This is a genomic window from Paenibacillus sp. sg306046 (assembly GCF_059821225.1).
The window spans coordinates 42,583-63,742 of the sequence record NZ_JCAMRT010000028.1; the positions used below are offsets into that span (position 1 = coordinate 42,583).

Genomic DNA, 21,160 nt, shown 5'->3' on the forward strand with positions numbered 1-21,160 from the left:
CTGGAACTACAGCTTATCCGCTGTAAGCTGCAATCAAGATTGCTTCTTGGACGCTGCCTTCTTCGCCGCAAACTTGGCGCGCAGCTTATCCGCATACCCCGACTTGTTGACCTGACGCTCGCGGGCGATGGCAAGATCGCCATGCTCGACATTTTGCGTGATCGTCGAGCCGGCGACGACATAAGCTCCCTTGCCGATTTTCACCGGCGCAATCAGATTGGCGTTGCTGCCGACAAACGCGTCGTCCTCGATCTCCGTAAGCTGCTTGTTAAAGCCGTCATAGTTGACCGTTATGGCTCCGCAGCCGAAATTCACATTGCGCCCGATCTGCGCGTCGCCGACATAGCTGAGATGAGGCACCTTCGAGCCGTCGCCGACCCGGGCGTTTTTGATTTCCACGAAATCGCCAACCTTCACCTGCCGTCCGAGATCTGCGCCTGGACGCAAGTTGGCAAACGGCCCGACGGTAGACCCTTCGCCGACGACCGCCTCCTGCAGCACGGAATATTTCACCGCTACGCCTGCGCCGAGCGTCGAGTCGAGAATGTCCGCTTGCGGCCCGATTACCGCATCCTCGCCAATCGTCGTGCGGCCCCGCAGCACCGTGCCCGGATGCAGCACCGTATCCGCCCCGATCGTCACATCCGCTTCGATATACGTGCTGGCCGGGTCGATGATGGATACGCCGTTCAGCATATGCCGGCGGTTAATGCGCGCTCGCATGGCCTGCTCCGCTTCCGACAGCGCCAGCCGGTCATTTACACCGATCGACTCCGCCGCATCGTCCAGCACGTAGCCGTCCACGGGCTCGCCCGCTGCGTTCAGAATGCCGATCACATCAGTAATGTAATATTCATTTTGAGCATTTTCATTGGTTACCTGCGCCAGCGCCGCAAACAGCTTCCGGTTATCGAAGCAATACGTGCCGGTGTTGATCTCCTTCACCAGACGTTCCTCATCCGTGCAGTCCTTCTCTTCCACGATTTTCGTGACGAAGCCCTCCGCATTGCGGATGATGCGGCCGTAGCCTTTAGGCTGGTCAACGACAGCTGTCAGAATCGTTGCAGCGGCTCCGCGCTCCTGGTGCAGCCGCACCATTCCTTGCAGTGTCTCCTCGGACACAAGCGGCGTATCGCCGCATACAACAAGCGCCAGACCCTCTTCGCCGCCAACCAGCGGCGCTGCCTGCAGCACAGCGTGGCCTGTGCCGAGCTGCTGCGCTTGCAGCGCGTACTCCGCCCGCTCCCCGAGATATCCCTGCACCGCTTCGGCGCCGTGACCGACAACAACGACGGTACGGGAAGTTTGCAAGCTTTCCAGCGTCGATACGACATGCCCGACCATCGGCTTGCCGCATACCGGATGCAGCACCTTGTACAGCTTCGATTTCATCCGCTTGCCTTGTCCTGCCGCAAGCACGATTCCTATAATATTCAAGCGCTCATCTCCTAATCTATCGTTATTCCAATCGCCTCGTTTCCAATATAGCCTACTCCCCGCCAAAAGAAAAGAGAGCCTGATAGGCTCTCTCAGCATGCTTGGTTAAGCTCCCTCTTCCATCACTTCTTCTTCCGTCGCGGCACGATCGTATTCTGTGAGTACGGCGGCTTGAATCTTCTCACGTGTCGAGGAAGAGATCGGATGCGCGATATCGCGGAACTCTCCATCGGGAGTCCGCTTGCTCGGCATCGCGACAAACATGCCATTGTTTCCGTCAATCACGCGGATGTCATGGACGACGAATTCATTGTCGATGGTAATGGAAGCGATTGCTTTCATTCTACCCTCGGAATTCACTCGACGAAGTCTGACGTCTGTAATTTGCACCTTCGGTTCACCACCTTTTTCCATCTAGAAGACTTGAGGTAGTAATTCCACATTTTAGGGCAAATTCCTGCTCAGACTATAAACTTTTTATACAATTTTAGAAATACTTTATAAATTGCAAATTATTCGACATTTATCGTGGAGATCAGATCAATTTCGACAAGCACATCCTTTGGAAGTCGCGCCACTTCTACCGTTGAGCGGGCCGGCTTGTGGTCGCCGAAGTAGGAAGCGTACACTTCATTGATCTGTGCAAACTGGTTCATATCCTTAATATAGACCGTTGCCTTTACCACCTGGCTGAGCGAAGAGCCGCCCTCGGCCAGCACAGCCTGCAAGTTTTTGAACACCTGATGCGTTTGTTCGACCACGCCGCCGACGACGACTTGACCGTCCAGCCCGAGCGGAATTTGACCAGAGGTAAACAACAGGTTGCCGAATTGAACAGCCTGCGAGTAAGGCCCGATGGCGGCAGGCGCCTGAGCGGTGGATACAGCTTGAATCGTCATAACGCAGCTCACTCCCCGTGAATGTCTTGTTCTTTGAAATACGTTCCCGGCACAACCTTAATCTGACGTGACTTCTGGTCCACGGTGGACAGCTTGGCCAGCGAAATATAATCCTCTACCAGATGCTCGTCCACTTCGCCGGATTCGACGAACACGCCAACCCCTTCGACGGTCGCCTTGAACTCCAGCAGCAGATCCATCATCCCCTGAATCGTACCGCCCACCCGCATGAAATCGTCAATAATAAGCACCCGGGACTCTTCCTTCAGCGCGCGACGCGCCAGCGACATCGTCTGAATGCGCTTCGTTGAACCGGATACATAATTAATGCTGACGACGGAGCCTTCCGTCACCTTGCTGTCGCGGCGCACGATGACAACAGGCAAATTCAAATAAGTCGCCGTCGCATATGCAAGCGGAATCCCCTTCGTCTCGACGGTCATCACCACGTCAATGTCGCGTTTGGCGAAGACAGACGCAAACAGCTTGCCGACCTCGTTAAGCACCATCGGCTGTCCCAATATATCCGACATGTACAAGTAGCCGCCCGGCAAAATACGCTCAGGCTGCTCCAGCTGACGGCATAATTGATGAATAAATTGCAGCGCATTAGACTGCGTCACTTTGGGGATGTACCGGACACCTCCCGCCGCTCCAGCGAGCGTCTGCAGCTCGCCAAGGCCCTCATCCTCGAAAACTTCCTTAATAATTGCCAAATCCTCGCTGATCGAGGATTTGGCCGAATTATAACGGTCCGCGAACGTCGTTAAAGGGATGAGCGTATGGGGGCGAATCAGCAAGTATTGGGTCATTTCCACCAATCTTGCGCTTCTTTTTAGCTTTTTCAAAAAGTAATCCCCCTTCAACCCGGCCGAAAGCCGGAAAAACCGAATATTATACTGAAAATATAACATTTTTATACGGTTAGGATCAAGGAGGATCACGATTTTTTTTGTTACATACACGTTATATAATATCACATAAAATGGTTGCCGTGATATTATTGTGTCAGCAGCCGCACCGCGTATACATCTTTGCAGAAACCGCGCAGGCCGTTGTAGATGCGCGCGACCTTCGCTTCCTTGGATACAAGCCCAAATACCGTCGGCCCGCTTCCGGACATCAGTACGCCTTCTGCGCCCAGCCGCGTCATCACTTCCTTGAGCTGGCGCACCTCCGGATACAGGTCAAGCGTGACCTCCTCCAGCACATTGCCCAGTTGGCCGCACAAGTCATCGAACCGTTTGTTGCGGATCGCGGCCAACACGCCTTCGGTAGACGGATGGCGTTTGATTTCCGCCGCTCTCAGCTTGCCGTACACCTCGGCCGTCGAAACGTTGATTGGCGGCTTGGCCAGCACCACCCAGCATTGGGGCGGCGCTTCGATCGGCTCCAGCTTCTCGCCCCGCCCGCGGGCGACAGCCGTCCCTCCCGTCACACAGAACGGCACGTCCGAGCCCAGCTCTGCGCCGAGCCGTTGCAGCTCCTCTGTGCCGATGCCCAGCTTCCACAACCGGTTTAATCCGCGCAAGGTGGCGGCCGCATCGCTGCTGCCGCCGGCCAGTCCGGCGGCTACCGGAATTTTTTTATCGAGATGAATGTAAACGCCCTGCTTCACCTCGTACCGCTCCTTGATCAGACGGGCAGCCTGAAAAGCGAGGTTTTTCTCATCAAGCGGGATATACCCGGCCTGGCTGGAAATAATGATCGTATCGCGCGGCAGCTCCTGCATCTCGATCCGGTCTGCAAGGTCCACCATCGTCATGACCATCTCCACCTCATGAAACCCGTCTGCTCGTTTATACAACACGTCCAGCGACAAATTAATTTTGGCTGGCGCTTTCTCGAATACTTTCATCCCGACACCTTCTTTGCACCTGTCTGACTTCCCTATCCTGATCGGCCCGATTGCCATGTAACCTAATACTATACCAAAATCCGAACAAAAAAAAGCCGCAGCCTTCGGGAGGCTTGCGGCGCGGGAAGCAGTCTCTTTAATGTCCTGCGTACGGCTGGCTGGCTTGCGCAGACTGGGACGCCTGCTGAGCGAGCGCGTAGTCGGAAAAGCCCTGTCTGCCATAAGCCGACATAGCCTGCGGAGACGGCTGAAAGCGGGGCGGCTCGGCAGACGCCTGCGCCGTACCGAACGGGCGGGCGGCATTCGACGAATACGGCTGCTGAGCGGACACCCGGAACGGCACTGCGGCATACGGGGCGCTTGCCGGCTGTACTGCCGTCTGACCGGCCAGAGCCTGCTCGGCAATCTGAATCGCTCGCTTCACCATATTCCCTGCGTCCTGGGTTTTAATCCCTCCCCAGCCTTCACGCTCGACCGTCTCGTAAAATCCGAGGTCTTTCGCCAGCTCATATTTGAACTGCTCGGACATGACACCTCTGCGATTTCTGCGGCTCATTTGTTTCAACTCCTCCTTTTCGGTTAAAAGGTTATAAAGTGTACTTAGTATGCCTCGCGGGTTCACGTATGATACAGCCCCTCTCCTGTGCGGCAAAACTACCTGCCTGGGACTAAAGAACTGCATCTGCAGCACGAATTTCCGATCAAGCTGCAACCTTGAATCGGCCTGCCTCGTCGATTTTGTCAAAGAGCAGCAAAAAACGGCCAGCCGCCTTGAGGCGCTGACCGCTCCATATGTACGATAGGACTGGGTTATTGATGAATCGCGATTCGCAGCTCGCCGTTCTCCTGGCATACGGTTACTTCGACGGATTCGGTCAAAATATCCGCATAGCTGTAGGAAACACGCTTGCATGCCTGCTGCTCCTGATCAAGCTTCACGATAAAAACGGAAGGGTAGGTTTCCTCCAGGACACCTGAGCGTTCTACAGTCTTGCGACGGCCGCCATTCGCGCGCAGCATGATTTTCTGTCCGACATGAGGTTCCAAACAACGTTTGATCTCCAACAGCGTGTTTTTAGCCATTGACTGCTACCACCTCTTTCCTGTTGATTATAACGCAATACAGGTAGTATGTCAATTTTGATCGAATATTATATCAACCATTTTGATTAATTGTCAATATTTATTTTACGACAAAAAAAGCACCGAATCGGCGCTCAGGTTGTTGGCGTAGCGTATTGAACTTTGGGCACGCCGCGGCGGTAATTGCCGCGTGATTCGATGCCTCCCATCCCTTCCAGCCCGCTATGCGTCAGACTGATAACATCCAGAATATCGACCGTCTCACGGATCGGCGTGAATGCGACCTTGGCCGCAATGCAGAGCGGGTCCAGCGCATGAATGAGCACGCGGGAGGGGGAGCTCGCGAAGTTGGCGCCGGCCTGCAGCAGCGCCTCGAAGTGCGACTGGCATGCGCCGGCGATCACGGTCAGCGTATCGCGGTTTTTCTCGAACTGCCGGGCGGCATGAACCGCATGTACGAAGTTATGGGAATTTTTATAGCTGCTAAGGTGGGCAATATCGCCGGACAGCCGGTTTTTAAGCAAGCCGTCATGGCCGGTAATGACGACGATGTCAGGGCGCACCTGGGGCAGCAGGCGACGAACCGCCTCAGCCATATTTGGCTCCGCCACATAATAGCCCTCGGCCGGAACACGCAGCTCGCCGTAAAGGTTCATGCATTTGCGCAAGTAGTTCGGATCTCCGTCCAGATGCAGCACCTTGCCCGGCATATCAAAAAACACCGGACGCGGCTTGGGCGCCTGGGCCGGGGGCAGCGTATGCGCGGATGCGCCTGACGATGCGCCATTCCAGCCGGGCGGCTCGGGTGCAAGCGCTGACAGGTGGCTGCGGCGCATGGCCTCCATCCAGGATGGCCGAACCGGTGCCGGATCAAGATACGGGTCAAGCTGCGGCATCACATTCAGGTCGGGCAGCGGGGCGTCGGCGAGCAGCCGCAGCTCTACGCCGCGAAGCACGGCATATTGCCTGCCCAACTCGTGAATTTTGAATACAATGTCGCCGCCGTACGACTTGCGAGTGACCAGGTCTCCCTGTTTCATGGCTTCATCGCCTCCTCGTCTATCGTATGGCGGCGCTGGGCAAATGGTGCAGACGATTCGCCTATGCCCGGCCGTCCGGCTTGGCGGCGCTGCCGAGATGTGCCAACAAGGCGGCGGACAAGACCGCATATTCTTCCATCGACAATGTCTCGCCGCGGCGCGAAGGGTCGATGCCCGCTTTCTGCAGCAGCCGCTCCAGTTCCGGCTTCGTATCCTTTGTAAAATATTTGGCTGCCAGGTTGTTGTAGATCGTTTTGCGGCGCTGGGTAAAGCTCGCCTGCACGACCTCGAAGAAAAATGCTTCATCAGCGACGGCCACCGCCGGCGCCTGCCGCACCTTCAGCTTGATCACTGCCGAATCCACATTCGGCTGCGGAATAAACACCGTCTGCGGAACGATCGCTACCAGCTCCGGCTGGCAATAATATTGCACGGCAATGCTGAGCGAGCCGTACTCCTTGCCTCCAGGCTTCGCGGCCATCCGCTCGGCCACTTCCTTCTGAATCATGACGACGATGTTTTCAAGCGGCAGCCGTTCCTCCAGCAGCTTCATCAAAATCGGCGTCGTGACATAATAAGGCAGATTGGCGACAACGCTCACCTTGTCCACGGCTTGGAAATGCTCGGCAAATAAAGCTTGCAAGTCAACCTTCAGCACATCGCCATGTACGACGGACGCATGCGGATACGGGGCCAGCGTTTCCTCCAGCATCGGAAGAAGACGCTGGTCAATCTCGACGGCCACAACCTTGGACGCCTGCTTGGCCAGCTGCTGGGTTAATGCTCCGATCCCGGGGCCGATCTCAAGCGCCCCTTTCGTAGCATCCAGCTCAGCCGCCGATACAATCCGGTTCAGCACATTTTGGTCAATGAGAAAATTTTGTCCCAGGCTTTTCTTCAAAGTGAACCCGTACTTCTGCATCAATTCCTTCGTCCGCTTGGGCGATGCAATGTCGCCGGCCGCTTGTCCGGACGGAAAGTTGGACTGCTGGCTCATGATTCCGCCTCCTTCTGTGCTTCCTGCTCCAGCTCACGCCGGGCCTCGTCGAATTCCGCGCGCGAAATTTGAAACATTCGGCAGCGGTTGTAGAACTGCTTGCCGTTGCAATACCCGATGCCGAGCCGGTTGCCCATCGCCAGCCGTCTGGCCGCAGCCTGAGGATGCACGATCAGCCCGGCTTCCAGCAGGTCGTCCCACGCGATCTCCGACGCCGCTTCAGGACAATCGGTTCGCACGTTGGCGAGCGCAGACCGGATCGCCTCCACGGAGGCGTTTTCGACTCCGATATCTCCCTTGCTTGTTGCGGCCTGCTGGGTCAGAAACGCATGCTTGGCGCCAGGAACCGCGCGCGCGATAATTTTACGGATTCGTTCTCCCGCATGATCCGGATCGGTGAAGATGATGACGCCCCGGCGCTCCTGCGCCAGCCGGATGCGCCGGATAATGCTGTCATTGATCGCCGAGCCGCCGGTTTCGATCGTTTCCGCTTCGACCGCACGTTTGATGGCGACTGTATCGTCCTTGCCTTCGACTACGATAATTTCCTTGATCAAGCTCGATGCTCCTTTCCGAATTCGTACACATGGAAAAAGAAGAGGGCGGTAAGCGCCTCTTCTTGATCCGTTAATCTATATGGACTACCAGTCTTCCCGAATTGCATGTTCCTAATCAGCAGACGGCTTCTTCGGTCCGATGATATATACCGTATATCCGCGTTTAACGCCAAATTTGTCGGCATAGCTATCACTTTGGAAGAAGACGTCAATCTTGTTCCCTTTTACGGCGCTGCCCGTATCTTCAGCCCGGCGGAAGCCGATCCCGTCGATATAGACCCACCAGCCGATCGGGATTACTTTAGGATCGACTGCAATCGTGCGACCTTCCGTTACCTTCGCACCCGAAGACGTTACGCCATATTGCGGATGGCTTGCATCCTTGCCCGTCGATTCCTTACCAGCGGAATACGCGGTCAGCGTAACATTTTTAATCACTTGCTTATAACCGAAATTCACTCCGTTTTTCGTCAGTTCCTCCACCGTCGGCGAGGAGGCTGACAACGCGACAACCGGGCTTTTGGTGCCTACAGCGACAATACGTTTTTTGCTTTGCGTTTGTACAGCTTCGCCAATCACTTCTTCCGAGACCAGTACGCCATCCTCAAACAGCTTCTCGGTTTTCTTGATCTTCAAACCTTCCTGACCCTCTTGAACGACCTGCTCCTTGCCCTTCAACAGCTTGGCGTCATCCTGCTTGACCGTTTCATACGCGATCGCTTCATGCAGCTCGCCTTCTTCCTTCTTCACGCGGACCACTTTCACCGCGCTCTGCGCACTAATTTCACTGTCCAGCGCAGGCACAACCTTATCCAGTTCGCCAAGCGTCACATCCAGCTCCTGCAGCGCACTGGCTACCGTCTTGCCGACCGTATACGCCGTCTTCGTCTCCCCGTCCACCGTAAGCTGTACCGGTGTCGTGCGAGTAACGGTAATCCGGTCCCCCGACTTGATCTTCGAATCCCGTTCATGCGACAGCCGATCGTGATCGGCAACCGCGATCCCTTGCTCATCCAGAATTTGTTGCAGCTGCTCTCCACGGGTTTGGAACGTGCGCTCCTGTCCGTCAACAACAAGCGATACGCGCTTGACAGCCGTACCGTGCAACATCATTAAGAACATGAAAGTCATAGCGAATGAAGTCAAAACGCTTAACGTGATCATACGCAAGTTTCCATGCTTCCATCGCAACGCGAAGGTCATGCTGGATGATCGTCTTTCATGGGTTTGCTCAGTTGTTCCAGCTCCCACTTGTTCGGTCCTCCTTAAAGCCTCGCCATTTTGAGTGTTATGCATGATTAGAGTCTGACGCGACTATGGTAAATTGTTTGGAATGCAATTCCCAACGTTTCTTCCGCTGTCATCAGAGCCGCCACTTGCCTGCTACGTCCCCCCTTCGGGCGCATCGTTACGAACGTGCTTGGACATTTATCCCATCTACGGGGAAACACAAAAAAGTCGCGGAGAAGAGGAACCTTCCCGTGACTTTTTTCATTTGACCCAAATGAAAAGTTAAGCACACGACAATCGTTACCTCTCTCTAGACGCTTACGAGGTTAGCTGACGGATTCGGACTTGAGAGTCGCCCTACCTCCGGCACAATGATGTGCCCGAGGATTCACCCCTTAAAAAAACATCCCGGTGTCGTAATCCGACCGCCGTGATGTGGTTCCCCCGTTTCCCTTGCGGAAACTCAGCGATGTTGGAAAAAGTGTGATCGTATGAAGTTATTATTGAGTGTACGACGCCGAGGCTGAACTTGTAAAGTATACAAACTTCGAAAAAAAGAGCGAATTTGATTCGAATTCGGCATTATTAGAGCTTTTTTAGAAGTAAAATCCATCTATTTCTCGTTGTGACGCAGTTTTTTAACGGATTATCTTCAATTTTCTTGAATCGCGATTCGTATCTCCATTTTTGGATACGCTTTCTTCCTCTCTCTTGGCTACGAAATCTTAAAAAGTCTCATCGCGTTCTGCGTCGTAATCTCCGCCAATTCCTCCATAGAAATCCCTTTAATTTCCGCTGCCGCTTCAGCTACCAGCCGCACATAAGCAGACTCGTTACGTTTGCCCCGATACGGATGCGGCGTCAAGTAAGGCGCGTCCGTTTCGATCAGCAGCCGTTCAAGCGGCACCTGAGCGAGCACCTCCTTCGGCTGCCGGGCGTTTTTGAACGTAACCGGTCCGCCGAACGAAATATAGAAGTTCATATCCAGACAAAGCTTGGCCGTCTCCCAGCTGCCGGAGTAACAATGCATGACGCCGCCGACCTCGGCAGCCCGTTCCTCCTGCAGCGTCTGCACCACATCATGGTGCGCATCGCGGTTATGAATCGCAATCGGCAGTCCTACCCGGCGCGCCAGCCTGATTTGTTCACGAAACACGCGATCCTGAACATCCTTGGGCGACGTATCCCAGTAATAATCGAGTCCGATTTCGCCAATTGCCACAACCTTCTCATGAGCGCACAGCGATTCAAGCCAGACCAGATCGTCATCCGTCATATCCTTGGCGTCCGTCGGATGCCAGCCAACTGTCGAATAAATAAATGCATACTGTTCCGCAAGCGCCAGCGAAGTCGGAATCGTTTCACGGTTGAAGCCGATATTCACAATTCGACGAATTCCGTTTTCCTGCGCGCGGGCAATCACTTCATGTCGGTCTTCATCGAATTCAGGGGCATTCAGGTGCGCATGGGTGTCGATTAACATAACAATCTCCTTTGTGTTGTCTGCTTATTATATAGAAGGAATTAAGACCAGGTTATAGCTGCAGCAGCTCCCGCAAGTCGCGATCCAGGTGAAGCCGCTGTTTCACCAGCAGCTCCTGAGGGTAATAAAGATGGTATTTTCCCATCTGGATGCCGCTGATCGAACGGACAATTTCTGATTTATGTGAGATTTCCGTCAGCTGGTCATGCGAATCAAGCAACAAAATGGGTAGCTTCTCATCCTGCTCTCCCGGCCGGTATACATCGTAAGACTGGTCCGAAGGAAAATCCACCTCAAGGTAGTAAACCGGATCAATGCCTGCCGCCGTCAACTGCTCCCGCAGCCGCTCCAGCACGTCCACATCCAACCTCTCCAGCGTCACATACTTGAACAAGCGCCGCTGCAGGAACCGGCTGCACAGGTCTGCCAGCACTTCGTCCTGCTCCAGTGTCCACTGCATCAGCGTCGTCTGCATAAATGCCTCGTCGAGCAAGTAATAATCGTTGCAGGTCAGCTTGCGCTCAAACAAGGCCGGCATCGGCGACAGCAGCGAGCGGAAGGCAAAGCCCTCCTCATACAAATGTCTCGCTCTTTGAAAAATTTTATGCAGCACAACCTCGGCGCTGCGGGTTACCGGATGGAAGTAAACCTGCCAATACATCTGATATCTCGACATCAGGTAATCTTCAACCGCGTGCATGCCGCTGTCCTTGACCACAATATGTCCCTGGTACGGGCGCATAACCCGCAAGATTCGCTCCAGATCAAATGTGCCGTAATTCACTCCCGTGAAATAGGCGTCACGCAATAAATAATCCATTCGGTCTGCATCCAGTTGACTGGATACGAGGCTGACGACAATTTCACGGCGATACGTCTTGGCGATGACACCGGCAACCTCCTGCGGGAAGGTCGGGGACACGCGGCGCAGCACCTCATTGACCTCGGTATCGCCGAGAACTATGCGGCAGGACCATTCCTCGTGATGCGCGCCGAACGTTTTTTCGATGGAATGGGAAAACGGGCCGTGTCCCACATCATGCAGCAAAGCCGCGCACAGGCACAGCAGCCTTTCTTCCTTCGGCCAATCCTCATACTGGTTGCGCTCGAACTGCGAGATAATTTTACGAGTCACCTCATACACGCCGAGCGAATGGGAGAAGCGGCTGTGCTCAGCGCCATGAAAGGTCAGAAAGCAGGTACCCAGTTGACGGATCCGGCGCAGCCGCTGAAACTCCCGGGTATTGATGAGATCCCAAATCGTCTGATCTTGCACGTAAATGTATTTATGAACAGGGTCCTTAAACACTTTTTCTTCCTGCATCGGATAACTCATAGCAGCGCCTCCTTTTCGATCCGCTTGATTTCGACAAAAAACCCGGAACTCTCGCTAATTTGTCGAATTATATTCTTGGGTTTCTTCCAGTAACAGTTGCAACATTGTGATTTCACATAAGTTGCAACAAGATGCAAACCAAATTCATCAATATGCAAACTTCCCTTGTACTACGCCGCAAATCAGCTTTGCACCTTTTTCCTACTCTTCTAATTTATCAAACATTTCTTCAAATTACCACGAAATACCGTATTTTTGAGGTTGACTATTTTGGGAATGGTTGGTATCATATTTATAAAGAATATGTCGAAACATGGCGATAATTTTTTTTCATTCCACTAGGCGCATATTTTAAATGGACTTCTTGAGAGGGGAATTATACTTATGATGAAATCTACAGGTATTGTTAGAAAAGTTGACGAACTGGGCCGGGTTGTTATTCCAATCGAGCTTCGCAGAACGCTGGGAATTGGCGAGAAGGACGCTTTGGAAATTTATGTAGATGGCGAACGCATCATGCTGAAGAAATATGAGCCTGCATGTATCTTCTGTAGCAATGCTGAACATGTATCCTATTTCAAAGGAAAAATTGTTTGTCACGAATGCTTATCCGAAATGCCAATACCTGTGACAAAATAAAAAAAATAGGTTATAATAGAGAAAGCAAATTTAACTATGGTAATTCTAACCTTTTTCATATCTCCTCTTGATCCCTGAACCGGGCTGCACCCGGATTCAGGGTATTTTTTTGCCGTTATTCCTGTTCCCGGTGCAGCTCGTTGTACAGTTCGCGCTTCGGCACCCCGCGATCCAGCGCGGCCCGCTTGAGCGCTTCCTTGCGGTTCAAGCCGTCCGCCTCATACCGCTCCACATGCGCCTGCGGTGTCAGCTCCCGCCACCATGCCTGCTCCGCAGCAGCCCTGTTTTCCTCTGCCCCCGCGGCGTACACAAGGAAGCAATACTCTCCCTGCGGCGGATGCTCGGCAAGATGCTCCAGGCATTCCGCAACCGTCCCGCGAACAGCTTCCTCGTATCGCTTGGTCAGCTCCCGGACGAGACAAAGCTCTACCTCGTTCCCCCAGGCATCCGCGATCCGTGTGAGCGTCTTGACAATCCGGTGCGGCGATTCATAGCCGATAATGGTTCCACCCGTCTGCCGCCACTGCGCCAGCTCCTGCTGCATCGGCTTCGCCTCGCGAGGCGGAAAGCCGACAAACGTAAACCGGTCTGTCGGCAGTCCCGACATGATCAGCGCGGACAGCGCCGCATTCGCTCCCGGTATCGGAATAACCGGTATGCCCGCCGCAATCGCCTGCTGAACCAGATCAACACCCGGATCGCAGATAGCCGGCAGCCCGGCATCGCTGACCAGCGCGATATCATCGCCCGCCTGCATCAGCCGCACCAGCTCCGGCCCGCTCGCCTGCTTGTTATGCTCATGATAGCTGACAAGCCGGGTCGCGATCTCGAAGTGAGTCAGCAGCTTGCGCGTCTGCCGCGTATCCTCCGCCGCGATCCACTTCACCTCACGCAAAATCCGCACCGCCCGGTACGTCATATCCTCCAGATTGCCGATCGGCGTACCGACCAAGTACAGCTTGCCGGATTGTGCATTATCCCGATAGCTTTTTTGAATATTCACTCGCATCGTATCCTTCGCTTAGTATGTGTCCGGATCATGATCCAGCGTCAACCGGCGGCCAAAGTAGACATCCGCCAGCTCCTCGGTGTAATCGGTCCGGTTTTGGTACACAATCAGCGGCGGCAGCGTCCGCAGCTCCGGTTTTCCGTCCCGGATTCCTTCAATCAGCACCATGTTGGCCTCCCGGTCAGCACGCGGATGCACAAACCGGATTCGTTTCGGCTCCAGCCGGTACTGACGCATCAAATAACAAATGTCCACCAGCCGGCTCGGGCGATGCACCATCGCTACCTTGCCGCCAGTCCGCACTAGCCGGCTGCTCACCCGGATTACATCCTCCAGTGTGCAGAACAGCTCATGGCGGGCAGCCGCAAAATGCTCGTTGATATTCTGGTCGCCATTCGGAACAGGCAAATAAGGCGGGTTCACCGTCAGCGCATCAAACGAACCGTGTCCGAATTGTTCGAGCGCTTGCCGCAAATCGCCATGCCGAATCTCAATCTGCGGCTCCAGTCCATTCAGCCTCACATTGCGCTGCGCCAGCTCGGCCAGCCTGTCCTGAATTTCCACAGCCGTAATCTGTGCCTTCGTCCGTGTCGTCAGCAGCAGCGGCACGACTCCGTTGCCGGTACACAGATCCATCACCCGGCCCCGCTGCGGCAGTGAGCAGAAGCGGGCCAGCAGCACCGCATCCAGCGAAAAGCTGAATACCTCATCGCTTTGTATAATCTTCAACCCCTGCGTCAGCAGGTCATCCACACGCTCACCTTCATAGATTGGTACAGGTACTGCTTCCATCGCGACAACTCCTCTTTCCTCCAAAAAAACCGTAGAGAGGAATTCCCCCCTACGGCTGGCCCACTTATTTATTCAAAAATGACATACAGAACAAGCAATCGCCTTCCGTCCGTAAATGTCCGTAATTCACATTACAAATATGAAAGCCTTCGTGGTAAATGCGCGCCAAATTATCCAACCCTTCGCCGGCCGATTCCTTGGGCGCCGGTACCCCCCGCTGACGGGACGCGACTGCCGGAGCAGCCGGGTCGGCTTCTTTCTTCAACAGCTTGCGCAGCTGGCTGTTTTCAATGCTTAACCGTTTATTTTCTTCGAGCAATTCGACTATTTGCTGCTTAACCACACCCAGCTCCGTATAGAAGGAGCCGACCTGCTCTTCCATTTGACCAATTTGCATGAATATATCCCGTTTCACCACGATTAGCCATCACCTCTACTCCGCCGGGAGCCGTTCGCCTTATCTGGCGCTTGCTAGTGATGCTCCACCACATCATCCAGCGGCAGTTCCATCACTTTTTTCAAATCGAAAATTTGAACCTTGGCCGTGCGCTCGCCGACATTCAGCGAAACAAGCCGGCCATTGCCCAGAGAAGTCACCACTTCACTGCCGACACGCGGCAGATCGTCCTTCGCGCTTTCATAATTATCATGCTCATATTTCAGACAGCACATCAGCCTGCCGCATAATCCGGATATCTTAGTCGGGTTCAACGACAAATTTTGATCCTTGGCCATCTTGATGGAAACCGGCTCGAAATCGCCGAGGAAGGACGAGCAGCATAAAATCCGGCCGCACGGTCCGATTCCGCCAAGCATCTTCGCTTCATCCCTGACGCCGATCTGGCGAAGCTCGATCCGGGTCCGGAACACGCTCGCCAAATCCTTGACCAGCTCCCGGAAGTCAACCCGGCCTTCGGCCGTGAAGTAAAAAATGATTTTGTTGCGGTCAAATGTATATTCAACATCAACCAGCTTCATCCGCAGCTGATGGTCCTTGATCTTTTCCTGACAGACGGTAAAGGCGTTTTTGGCCGCTTGCTTGTTATCCTCGACAAGCTGCGCATCCTGGTGATCGGCGATCCGAATCACCTTCTTCAGCGGCAGTACCACATCGCTTTCGCCTACCGTTCGACGTCCAATGACAACTTTCCCGTACTCGACCCCGCGGGCCGTTTCCACGATAACCGAGCTATCCCGGTCAACCGGCAGATCACTGGGGTCGAAATAATAGATTTTTCCCGCCTTCTTAAAGCGGACCCCTACAACGGAGAACAATCCTACACCCCCTTATTAAGCTGTATCCATATATGCTCCAGCGCGAGCTGGGGATTCGCGTTAAATCGCAATCGCTTCTGCGTTTCAATCGCTTGCTCCAGACAAGTAATCCAATGCTCGGGCGGGCGACTGTACGCCTCCCGGGACATCCAATCGGTGTGATCGGAAAAGACCAGCTCCTGCCGCTGTCCGGTTCCGAGCCGAACCATATCCTTCAACCACAAAATGAGCAGATCAAGGCAAAGTCCGGTCTTGTCGGCCAGCTCCCCGCGAGTCAGCTTCTGCTGGGACAGCAGCAGTGCAGCAGGCAGGCGGGACAAGCTTTCTTTTGCTAATTGTATCACTAGGTTTCGAATTTCTGCAAACCCATTTCCTTGAATCAAATCGCGGGCGCCGTCCGGTCCGGCTGCCAGATGAATAGCTGCCTGGACAAGCTGCGGCGCTTGTCCTTCCGCAATAAGCAGCTCCTTCATCCGGTTCCGCGCCATCGGCAAAAACGGCACCCATTGCGCCCGCGAGCGGATGGTCGGCAGCAACGCTTGTCCGTTATCCGTGAGCAGCAACGCGACCACCTGCGAGGCAGGCTCCTCCAGAAACTTGAGCAGGCTGTTGGCCGCCTGCGTAGTCATGCGGTCCGCCGACTCCAGCACGTACATCTTCAGACCGGATGCCGTCGAGCGGTAAGCGAACTGCTTTTGCAGCTCGCGAATTTGCTCGATTTTAATCGAAGCTCCGTCCGGCGTGATCCAATGAAGATCAGGATGGTTGCCGTGCTCCACCTTGCGGCAGTCCAGACATTGTCCGCAGGCGTCATCCGGCAGCACCTTGCAGTACAACGCCATGGCGAACGCCTTCGCCATGGCGCGCCGGCCGGAGCCGCTTGGCCCCGTAAATATATAAGCATGTGATACTCGATCCGTCCGAATGCTCGTTTGCAGCATCTGCTTGACGCGCTCTTGGCCCACGATCATCTGAAACGACATAATGTGTCAAGTTCCTTTCCTGTATCCCGCACGGAAGCTGCACACCCTGCCCTCGCAGGCTAAAAAAACAAGTTGATCAGCATTCCGCGAATTTCGCCGATTTTTTGCAGCAGCTCGATCCGTCCCTGCTCGCTTTCCAGCAGCCCGTCAGCCAGCCCAAGCAGCTCGGTATCCAGCTCCTCCAGCAGCTTGTATCGCTTGGAACGGCCTCTGCGGTCCCAGCCCCGTGTTTCGCGAAGCTGTACGCCGCGGCGGGCCGTTTCTTCCAGGAAGTTTTTAATCATCAGCTTGTATTGACGCAGCTCGCGTACCGTCATCGACTTGGCCAGCCGCTGCCCTTGCTGATCAATCTGGTCAAGCATCCGCTGAAGCTGCTCCCGGGTGGCCCGTTCATCCTGATGCTGCATCATATCATGAAATGACTTTGGCTGGAGCTGCTGAGCCGATGAGTTTTCGTTACGTATCACTTCATTGCCGATTGGACGCCAGCCCGGGTTAATTTTCACGCGGCTTCGACCTCTTCTCTAAAAATGTTCAAAACGCTCGACCGGAAGCACAAAAACCGCTGCTCCCCCAACCTGAACTTCAACAGGGAACGGGATATACGAATCGGTTGCTCCGCCCATCGGAGACACAGGCGTTACCATCTGCTCCCGAATTTTGCAGTTTGCTTTAATGACCTGCAGCGCTTCGCTGATCCTGTCATCTTCCGTCCCGATCATAAACGTCGTATTGCCCGCACGCAGAAACCCGCCGGTACTGGCCAGCTTGGTGGCGCGGAAGCCCTCTTTAATCAACGCGTTGGATAACCGATTGCTGTCTTTATCCTGAACAACTGCTATCACCAATTTCATACATCCAGCCCCCTTTACCAAGGTTACGTAATCCGCCTACTCTTAACTAATTTGACAAGCGTATGATAAATTCCTTCATTAATATACGAAACTTGCTGAGGGAATGTGCCTGCCGCCGGCAAGGCCAGCGTGTTCAAGAATTGGCTGCTGCCAGAGAGGCTGTCTGAACAGTTACGACGGGTACGGCTGATGCTCCTGAATCAAGGCAAGCACGATGGATCGGACATCTACAAATACGTCAGCCAGCGGTCGGTTCGCATCTACCGTCACAATCCGCTCAGGAAATGTCTGTTTGACGATTTCATACCCTTTATCCACCTTGCGGTGAAAATCGAGATGCTCCAGATCGAGACGGTTTACCTCTCGTGTTTGGTTTGCCTGGATGCGCTCCAAGCCAACCTCAGGGTCGATTTGCAAATAAATGGTGCGCACAGGCATCATATCCGCAATCGCAAAGCTGTTGATGGCCAGCACGTCATCAATCCCAAGTCCGCGCGCGTAACCTTGATACGCCAGACTGCTATCTATAAACCGGTCACAGAGCACCAGCATGCCTTGCTGCAAAGCCGGAATTACTTTCTCCACGAGATGCTGCCTGCGGGCAGCCGCGTATAGCAGCGCCTCCGTCCGGCCATCCATCGCCACATTGGCTGTACTCAGAATGACGGACCTGATCTGCTCCGCGATATCAATGCCTCCCGGCTCACGCGTGGACAACACCTGCCGTCCCTGGCCAGCCAAGTCCTGCTCCAGCATCCGGATGATCGTTGACTTACCGGCCCCCTCTCCGCCTTCGAAAGTCACAAACAATCCCTGATTCATTGCAATTCCCCTATCTGTTCTGTGCATGACAGTTGTTCGAGCATTCCTTGCAGCTAAGTTGTACGCCTTTCATTATAACTTGTTTAATCGCCTATGCCTATATAGACCAGCAGGAGGTATGGAACAGCGGCCACACGGGAACCGTCCCCCGCAGACCTACCTGATGTCCCTGAAAGCTCGCCCCGGCCATCGCCAATTGCTGCAAATTAGCGATGGTATGCGCCGTTATTCGTTCACCCGGATACAACACCGGAATACCCGGCGGATACGGCACAATCAGCTCCGCGGCTATTCGTCCCTCGCACTGATCAAGCGGAACGTGCTCGGCCCTCTCCGAATCCTGATGAATCGCAGCCCATGTAAACGGAACCGGCTCCGAGAAGCCTGCAGCCTCCATCGGCATAACCTGCTGTCGCCCATCCAACCGTTCTGTCAGGTTCGCCGGAGCCTGTCCGTTGACAGAGTGCTGCCGCTCAATGCTGTCCAACGCTTCCAGCAGCCGATTAACCTCTTCCGAACGACTCGCCAGGCTAAATGCCAGCACAACACGCTCCGCATCAGCCATCTCAGGATAACAGCCGAATCGCTCGAGCGCTGTTTTCAATCCATACCCGCTGAGTGTACCGGTTGAATCAACCAATACAGACTTAAACGGGTCCAGCCGGCAAGCCTCCGCCGCAGGACGCAGTTCTCGCCAGCGCGACCTCGCGGCAAGCCCGGAGCGCCACTCGGACAGCACCTCGAATCCTGCCTCCAGCAGTTGGCTTCCCTGCTGCTGCAGCGACTGGCGGCATAAATCCAAACTCGCCATAATCAGATAAGAGGGGCTGGAGCTTTGCAGCATGCCAAGCATACGGCGCAGCGCATGCCGGTTGATCCGCGGCCCCTGCACATGAAGCATCGAACCCATCGTCAGCGCGGTCAGCATTTTATGTGTGGACTGAACGACCGCATCAGCTCCATACGCCAGCGCGGAAGCCGGCAGCTCCGGATGAAACCCAAAGTGCGCTCCATGGGCTTCATCGACCAGCAGCAGCTTGCCCCTTGCATGCAGCAGCTCGGCCAGCGGCCGTACATTTATACCTACCCCGTAATAAGTCGGATTCGTCAGCAGTAATCCCTTGGCCGCAGGATATTGCTTCAGCGCCGCCTCCACATCCTCCAGTGCTATCCCAACGCTCAGGCCGGTAACCGGGTCCGTCCGCGGATATATAAACACAGCGCTGACTCCGGCGAGCATCAGCCCGTGAATCACCGACTTGTGTACGTCGCGCTGAACGAGCAATAGATCATTAGGCTGGCAGGCCGCCGCAATCATCGCCTGGTTTCCAACCGTGCTGCCGTTCACCAGAAACCAGGTTTCCTCCGCACCAAAGCAGGCCGCTGCCAGCTGCTGCGCTTCGGCGATCACCTCCTCCGGATGGTGCAGGTCGTCCAGACCGGGAAGCTCTGTCACATCAAGTGCCAGCATCGCTGCCGGCCAACTGGCATCGTGCCCGACTCCCACTGCTTGTCCCTTATGGCCTGGCACATGAAAGCGACCTGCAGCCTGCCGCGAATACGTCAGCATCGCTTCAAATAACGGAGCGCGAATCGTCCTCTCTTGCATCGCAACATCCCTCATTTCTTAAGTCCATTCCCCTCGCTGTGCTTCACCAAGGGATAGCCGTATTGTACCAAACTAAAAACCCCTCTTCCATCCCAAACGGGAGAAACAGGAGTTTGAACAATCCGGAACATCAAGCATTTTTTCTGTACAGGATTTGCTTCATCTGATGAATGAAAAAGGGGTATTTGATGTCGCTGACATCGGTCTTCACCATCTCCTGCTCACAGTCCTCACAAATGAATTCTGATAGAATCATGATGCCGTTTTCTTTCATTTGTCCGCAAATTAAGCAAGAAGGAGTCCAGTCGTTCTGCAGTGCTTCGCTCATGCAGCCTTCACCTCGAATCTTCTTTTCTATTAGTATGTCCGATTCTCTCAAAGAATAAACATCTCTAAACTATTTTTATGTTCGTAGAGCTTGTCCGGTGCAAGATCGTGTTAATATTTCTAGGCGGCCAGCCGATATACACAATAAGAATATACTGTCTACCGGGTGAATACAATCATGACGAAACATGTTGGCGAACGAACACTTTCCAAAGACTCAACCATTTATAATTACCGCCTGCTGCAGCGCATCCATCATAAGGCACTCCATCACTATGCTTATTGGCTGCTGACCATGCTCGCCTGGATTTATGGACTGCTTTGGACCGACCCGCTGCCGTTTGGCCTGGTGCTGTTCGGCACACCTTTGCTCCACACAGCGTTTCTGCGTATGCTGCTGCGCACCAAAGAAAGCTATGTCACCAACTCATGGCGCTGGTCCTTTCGTATGCCGTGGTTCGGCTATGCGCCGACCGGACATATTGCGCTCACGAAAATTTCGCGTATGCACAATCAACTATTTTGGGTCGGGCTTGTCATTCTGGCTTGTCTCTATCCCTGGATTGCAACGCCAACCTTGCTCTTCGCCGCGTTTATGCATGTGTGGGTCCTGCTTCCCCGGATTATGATCTTGCTGCTGCTGCATAAGCATAAATCGAAAGGTTTATTGAAAATTAACGCAAGAGACACCTCCTGCTACGCTCAGTAGACAACGGTGTCTCATTTTGTTAGTTTCTAATTTGTAGGCTGCGCAGGTCATCCCCATGCTCCCTGCTTTAGTTGCTTCAATTATGCAGGCTTTGTGCTTCTCCTTCTTGCTTGCCATTTATATAACTTAAAAAGCCTTCCTGGACTTGAGTCCAAAAAGGCTTCTAATCGGCTTGGCGACGTTCTACTCTCCCAGGACCCTGCGGTCCAAGTACCATCGAC

At 54.1% G+C, this 21,160-nt stretch carries 24 protein-coding genes, 1 pseudogene and 1 riboswitch; of the genes and pseudogenes, 2 read left to right on the forward strand and 23 right to left on the reverse strand.

Features of this window, described 5'->3' with window-relative positions; translation table 11 throughout:
* Nucleotides 1–33: 33 nt before the first annotated feature.
* The 13 genes and pseudogenes from glmU to AC6ROY_RS22230 all read right to left on the reverse strand — a co-directional run bounded on the left by glmU (nucleotide 34) and on the right by AC6ROY_RS22230 (nucleotide 11,920).
* The gene (gene glmU / locus AC6ROY_RS22170; RefSeq protein WP_500102773.1) at nucleotides 34–1,437 is read right to left on the reverse strand and encodes a bifunctional UDP-N-acetylglucosamine diphosphorylase/glucosamine-1-phosphate N-acetyltransferase GlmU; all 1,404 of its coding nucleotides are present in this window, start codon (nucleotides 1,435–1,437) and stop codon (nucleotides 34–36) included.
* A gap of 105 nt (nucleotides 1,438–1,542) precedes the next feature.
* A complete protein-coding gene (gene spoVG, locus AC6ROY_RS22175) occupies nucleotides 1,543–1,827 on the reverse strand; it encodes a septation regulator SpoVG (RefSeq protein ID WP_500102774.1) in 285 nt (94 codons plus the stop codon).
* 122 nt (nucleotides 1,828–1,949) lie between these two features.
* Nucleotides 1,950–2,336, reverse strand: a complete 387-nt coding sequence (locus tag AC6ROY_RS22180) for a RidA family protein (protein WP_500102775.1) — start codon at nucleotides 2,334–2,336, stop codon at nucleotides 1,950–1,952.
* An 8-nt stretch (nucleotides 2,337–2,344) separates the two neighbouring features.
* The gene (gene purR / locus AC6ROY_RS22185; protein ID WP_500102776.1) at nucleotides 2,345–3,184 is read right to left on the reverse strand and encodes a pur operon repressor; all 840 of its coding nucleotides are present in this window, start codon (nucleotides 3,182–3,184) and stop codon (nucleotides 2,345–2,347) included.
* Between the two features lie 152 nt (nucleotides 3,185–3,336).
* Nucleotides 3,337–4,194: a 4-(cytidine 5'-diphospho)-2-C-methyl-D-erythritol kinase gene (gene ispE, locus AC6ROY_RS22190; RefSeq protein WP_500102777.1), complete on the reverse strand. Its 858-nt coding sequence runs from the start codon at nucleotides 4,192–4,194 to the stop codon at nucleotides 3,337–3,339.
* A 385-nt stretch (nucleotides 4,195–4,579) separates the two neighbouring features.
* Nucleotides 4,580–4,750, reverse strand: a pseudogene (locus AC6ROY_RS22195) (small, acid-soluble spore protein, alpha/beta type); the annotation flags it as partial.
* Nucleotides 4,751–5,004: 254 nt separating this feature from the next.
* Nucleotides 5,005–5,277: a biofilm formation stimulator Veg gene (gene veg, locus AC6ROY_RS22200; protein WP_500102778.1), complete on the reverse strand. Its 273-nt coding sequence runs from the start codon at nucleotides 5,275–5,277 to the stop codon at nucleotides 5,005–5,007.
* A 134-nt stretch (nucleotides 5,278–5,411) separates the two neighbouring features.
* Nucleotides 5,412–6,317 carry a sporulation peptidase YabG gene (gene yabG, locus AC6ROY_RS22205; RefSeq protein WP_500102779.1) on the reverse strand — a complete coding sequence of 302 codons (906 nt, stop codon included), beginning with the start codon at nucleotides 6,315–6,317 and terminating at the stop codon, nucleotides 5,412–5,414.
* Between the two features lie 61 nt (nucleotides 6,318–6,378).
* On the reverse strand, nucleotides 6,379–7,314 hold the full coding sequence (gene rsmA, locus AC6ROY_RS22210; protein WP_500102780.1) for a 16S rRNA (adenine(1518)-N(6)/adenine(1519)-N(6))-dimethyltransferase RsmA: 936 nt from the start codon (nucleotides 7,312–7,314) through the stop codon (nucleotides 6,379–6,381).
* Entirely contained in the window at nucleotides 7,311–7,871 is a 561-nt protein-coding gene (gene rnmV, locus AC6ROY_RS22215; RefSeq protein WP_500102781.1) for a ribonuclease M5, read from the reverse strand. The genes rsmA and rnmV overlap by 4 nt, the downstream gene beginning before the upstream one ends.
* A 111-nt stretch (nucleotides 7,872–7,982) precedes the next feature.
* A complete protein-coding gene (locus tag AC6ROY_RS22220) occupies nucleotides 7,983–9,074 on the reverse strand; it encodes a resuscitation-promoting factor (protein ID WP_500102796.1) in 1,092 nt (363 codons plus the stop codon).
* A 326-nt stretch (nucleotides 9,075–9,400) separates the two neighbouring features.
* A riboswitch (cyclic di-AMP (ydaO/yuaA leader) is annotated at nucleotides 9,401–9,580 on the reverse strand.
* 236 nt (nucleotides 9,581–9,816) lie between these two features.
* Nucleotides 9,817–10,584 carry a TatD family hydrolase gene (locus AC6ROY_RS22225; protein WP_500102782.1) on the reverse strand — a complete coding sequence of 256 codons (768 nt, stop codon included), beginning with the start codon at nucleotides 10,582–10,584 and terminating at the stop codon, nucleotides 9,817–9,819.
* A gap of 52 nt (nucleotides 10,585–10,636) precedes the next feature.
* Entirely contained in the window at nucleotides 10,637–11,920 is a 1,284-nt protein-coding gene (locus AC6ROY_RS22230; RefSeq protein ID WP_500102783.1) for an HD domain-containing protein, read from the reverse strand.
* Nucleotides 11,921–12,304: 384 nt separating this feature from the next.
* Here AC6ROY_RS22230 and AC6ROY_RS22235 point away from each other — a divergent pair, with 384 nt between their 5' ends.
* Nucleotides 12,305–12,559, forward strand: a complete 255-nt coding sequence (locus tag AC6ROY_RS22235) for an AbrB/MazE/SpoVT family DNA-binding domain-containing protein (RefSeq protein WP_500102784.1) — start codon at nucleotides 12,305–12,307, stop codon at nucleotides 12,557–12,559.
* A gap of 115 nt (nucleotides 12,560–12,674) precedes the next feature.
* Here the strand turns inward: AC6ROY_RS22235 and rsmI are convergent, their stop codons facing one another.
* From rsmI to AC6ROY_RS22285, 10 genes are all read right to left on the reverse strand, one after another.
* Nucleotides 12,675–13,568, reverse strand: a complete 894-nt coding sequence (rsmI, locus tag AC6ROY_RS22240; protein ID WP_500102785.1) for a 16S rRNA (cytidine(1402)-2'-O)-methyltransferase — start codon at nucleotides 13,566–13,568, stop codon at nucleotides 12,675–12,677.
* A 12-nt stretch (nucleotides 13,569–13,580) separates the two neighbouring features.
* Complete coding sequence (locus AC6ROY_RS22245) at nucleotides 13,581–14,360, reverse strand: tRNA1(Val) (adenine(37)-N6)-methyltransferase (protein ID WP_500102786.1); 780 nt, start codon at nucleotides 14,358–14,360, stop codon at nucleotides 13,581–13,583.
* A 64-nt stretch (nucleotides 14,361–14,424) separates the two neighbouring features.
* Nucleotides 14,425–14,778, reverse strand: coding sequence for a DNA replication initiation control protein YabA (yabA, locus tag AC6ROY_RS22250; RefSeq protein WP_500102787.1), 354 nt, complete (start codon nucleotides 14,776–14,778; stop codon nucleotides 14,425–14,427).
* 53 nt (nucleotides 14,779–14,831) lie between these two features.
* Entirely contained in the window at nucleotides 14,832–15,635 is an 804-nt protein-coding gene (locus tag AC6ROY_RS22255; protein ID WP_500102788.1) for a PSP1 domain-containing protein, read from the reverse strand.
* 2 nt (nucleotides 15,636–15,637) lie between these two features.
* On the reverse strand, nucleotides 15,638–16,618 hold the full coding sequence (gene holB / locus AC6ROY_RS22260; RefSeq protein WP_500102789.1) for a DNA polymerase III subunit delta': 981 nt from the start codon (nucleotides 16,616–16,618) through the stop codon (nucleotides 15,638–15,640).
* A gap of 59 nt (nucleotides 16,619–16,677) precedes the next feature.
* Nucleotides 16,678–17,124, reverse strand: a complete 447-nt coding sequence (locus tag AC6ROY_RS22265; RefSeq protein WP_500102790.1) for a YaaR family protein — start codon at nucleotides 17,122–17,124, stop codon at nucleotides 16,678–16,680.
* 18 nt (nucleotides 17,125–17,142) lie between these two features.
* Nucleotides 17,143–17,472 (reverse strand): cyclic di-AMP receptor DarA, encoded by a 330-nt coding sequence (gene darA, locus AC6ROY_RS22270; RefSeq protein ID WP_500102791.1) that lies wholly within the window; start codon nucleotides 17,470–17,472, stop codon nucleotides 17,143–17,145.
* Between the two features lie 171 nt (nucleotides 17,473–17,643).
* Complete coding sequence (gene tmk, locus AC6ROY_RS22275) at nucleotides 17,644–18,294, reverse strand: dTMP kinase (RefSeq protein ID WP_500102792.1); 651 nt, start codon at nucleotides 18,292–18,294, stop codon at nucleotides 17,644–17,646.
* Between the two features lie 97 nt (nucleotides 18,295–18,391).
* Entirely contained in the window at nucleotides 18,392–19,903 is a 1,512-nt protein-coding gene (locus AC6ROY_RS22280) for an aminotransferase class I/II-fold pyridoxal phosphate-dependent enzyme (protein WP_500102793.1), read from the reverse strand.
* A gap of 130 nt (nucleotides 19,904–20,033) precedes the next feature.
* Nucleotides 20,034–20,231 carry a sigma factor G inhibitor Gin gene (locus AC6ROY_RS22285; RefSeq protein ID WP_500102794.1) on the reverse strand — a complete coding sequence of 66 codons (198 nt, stop codon included), beginning with the start codon at nucleotides 20,229–20,231 and terminating at the stop codon, nucleotides 20,034–20,036.
* 177 nt (nucleotides 20,232–20,408) lie between these two features.
* Between AC6ROY_RS22285 and AC6ROY_RS22290 the strand changes: the two genes are divergently transcribed.
* On the forward strand, nucleotides 20,409–20,939 hold the full coding sequence (locus AC6ROY_RS22290; RefSeq protein ID WP_500102795.1) for a hypothetical protein: 531 nt from the start codon (nucleotides 20,409–20,411) through the stop codon (nucleotides 20,937–20,939).
* The last annotated feature ends 221 nt before the right edge of the window (nucleotides 20,940–21,160 follow it).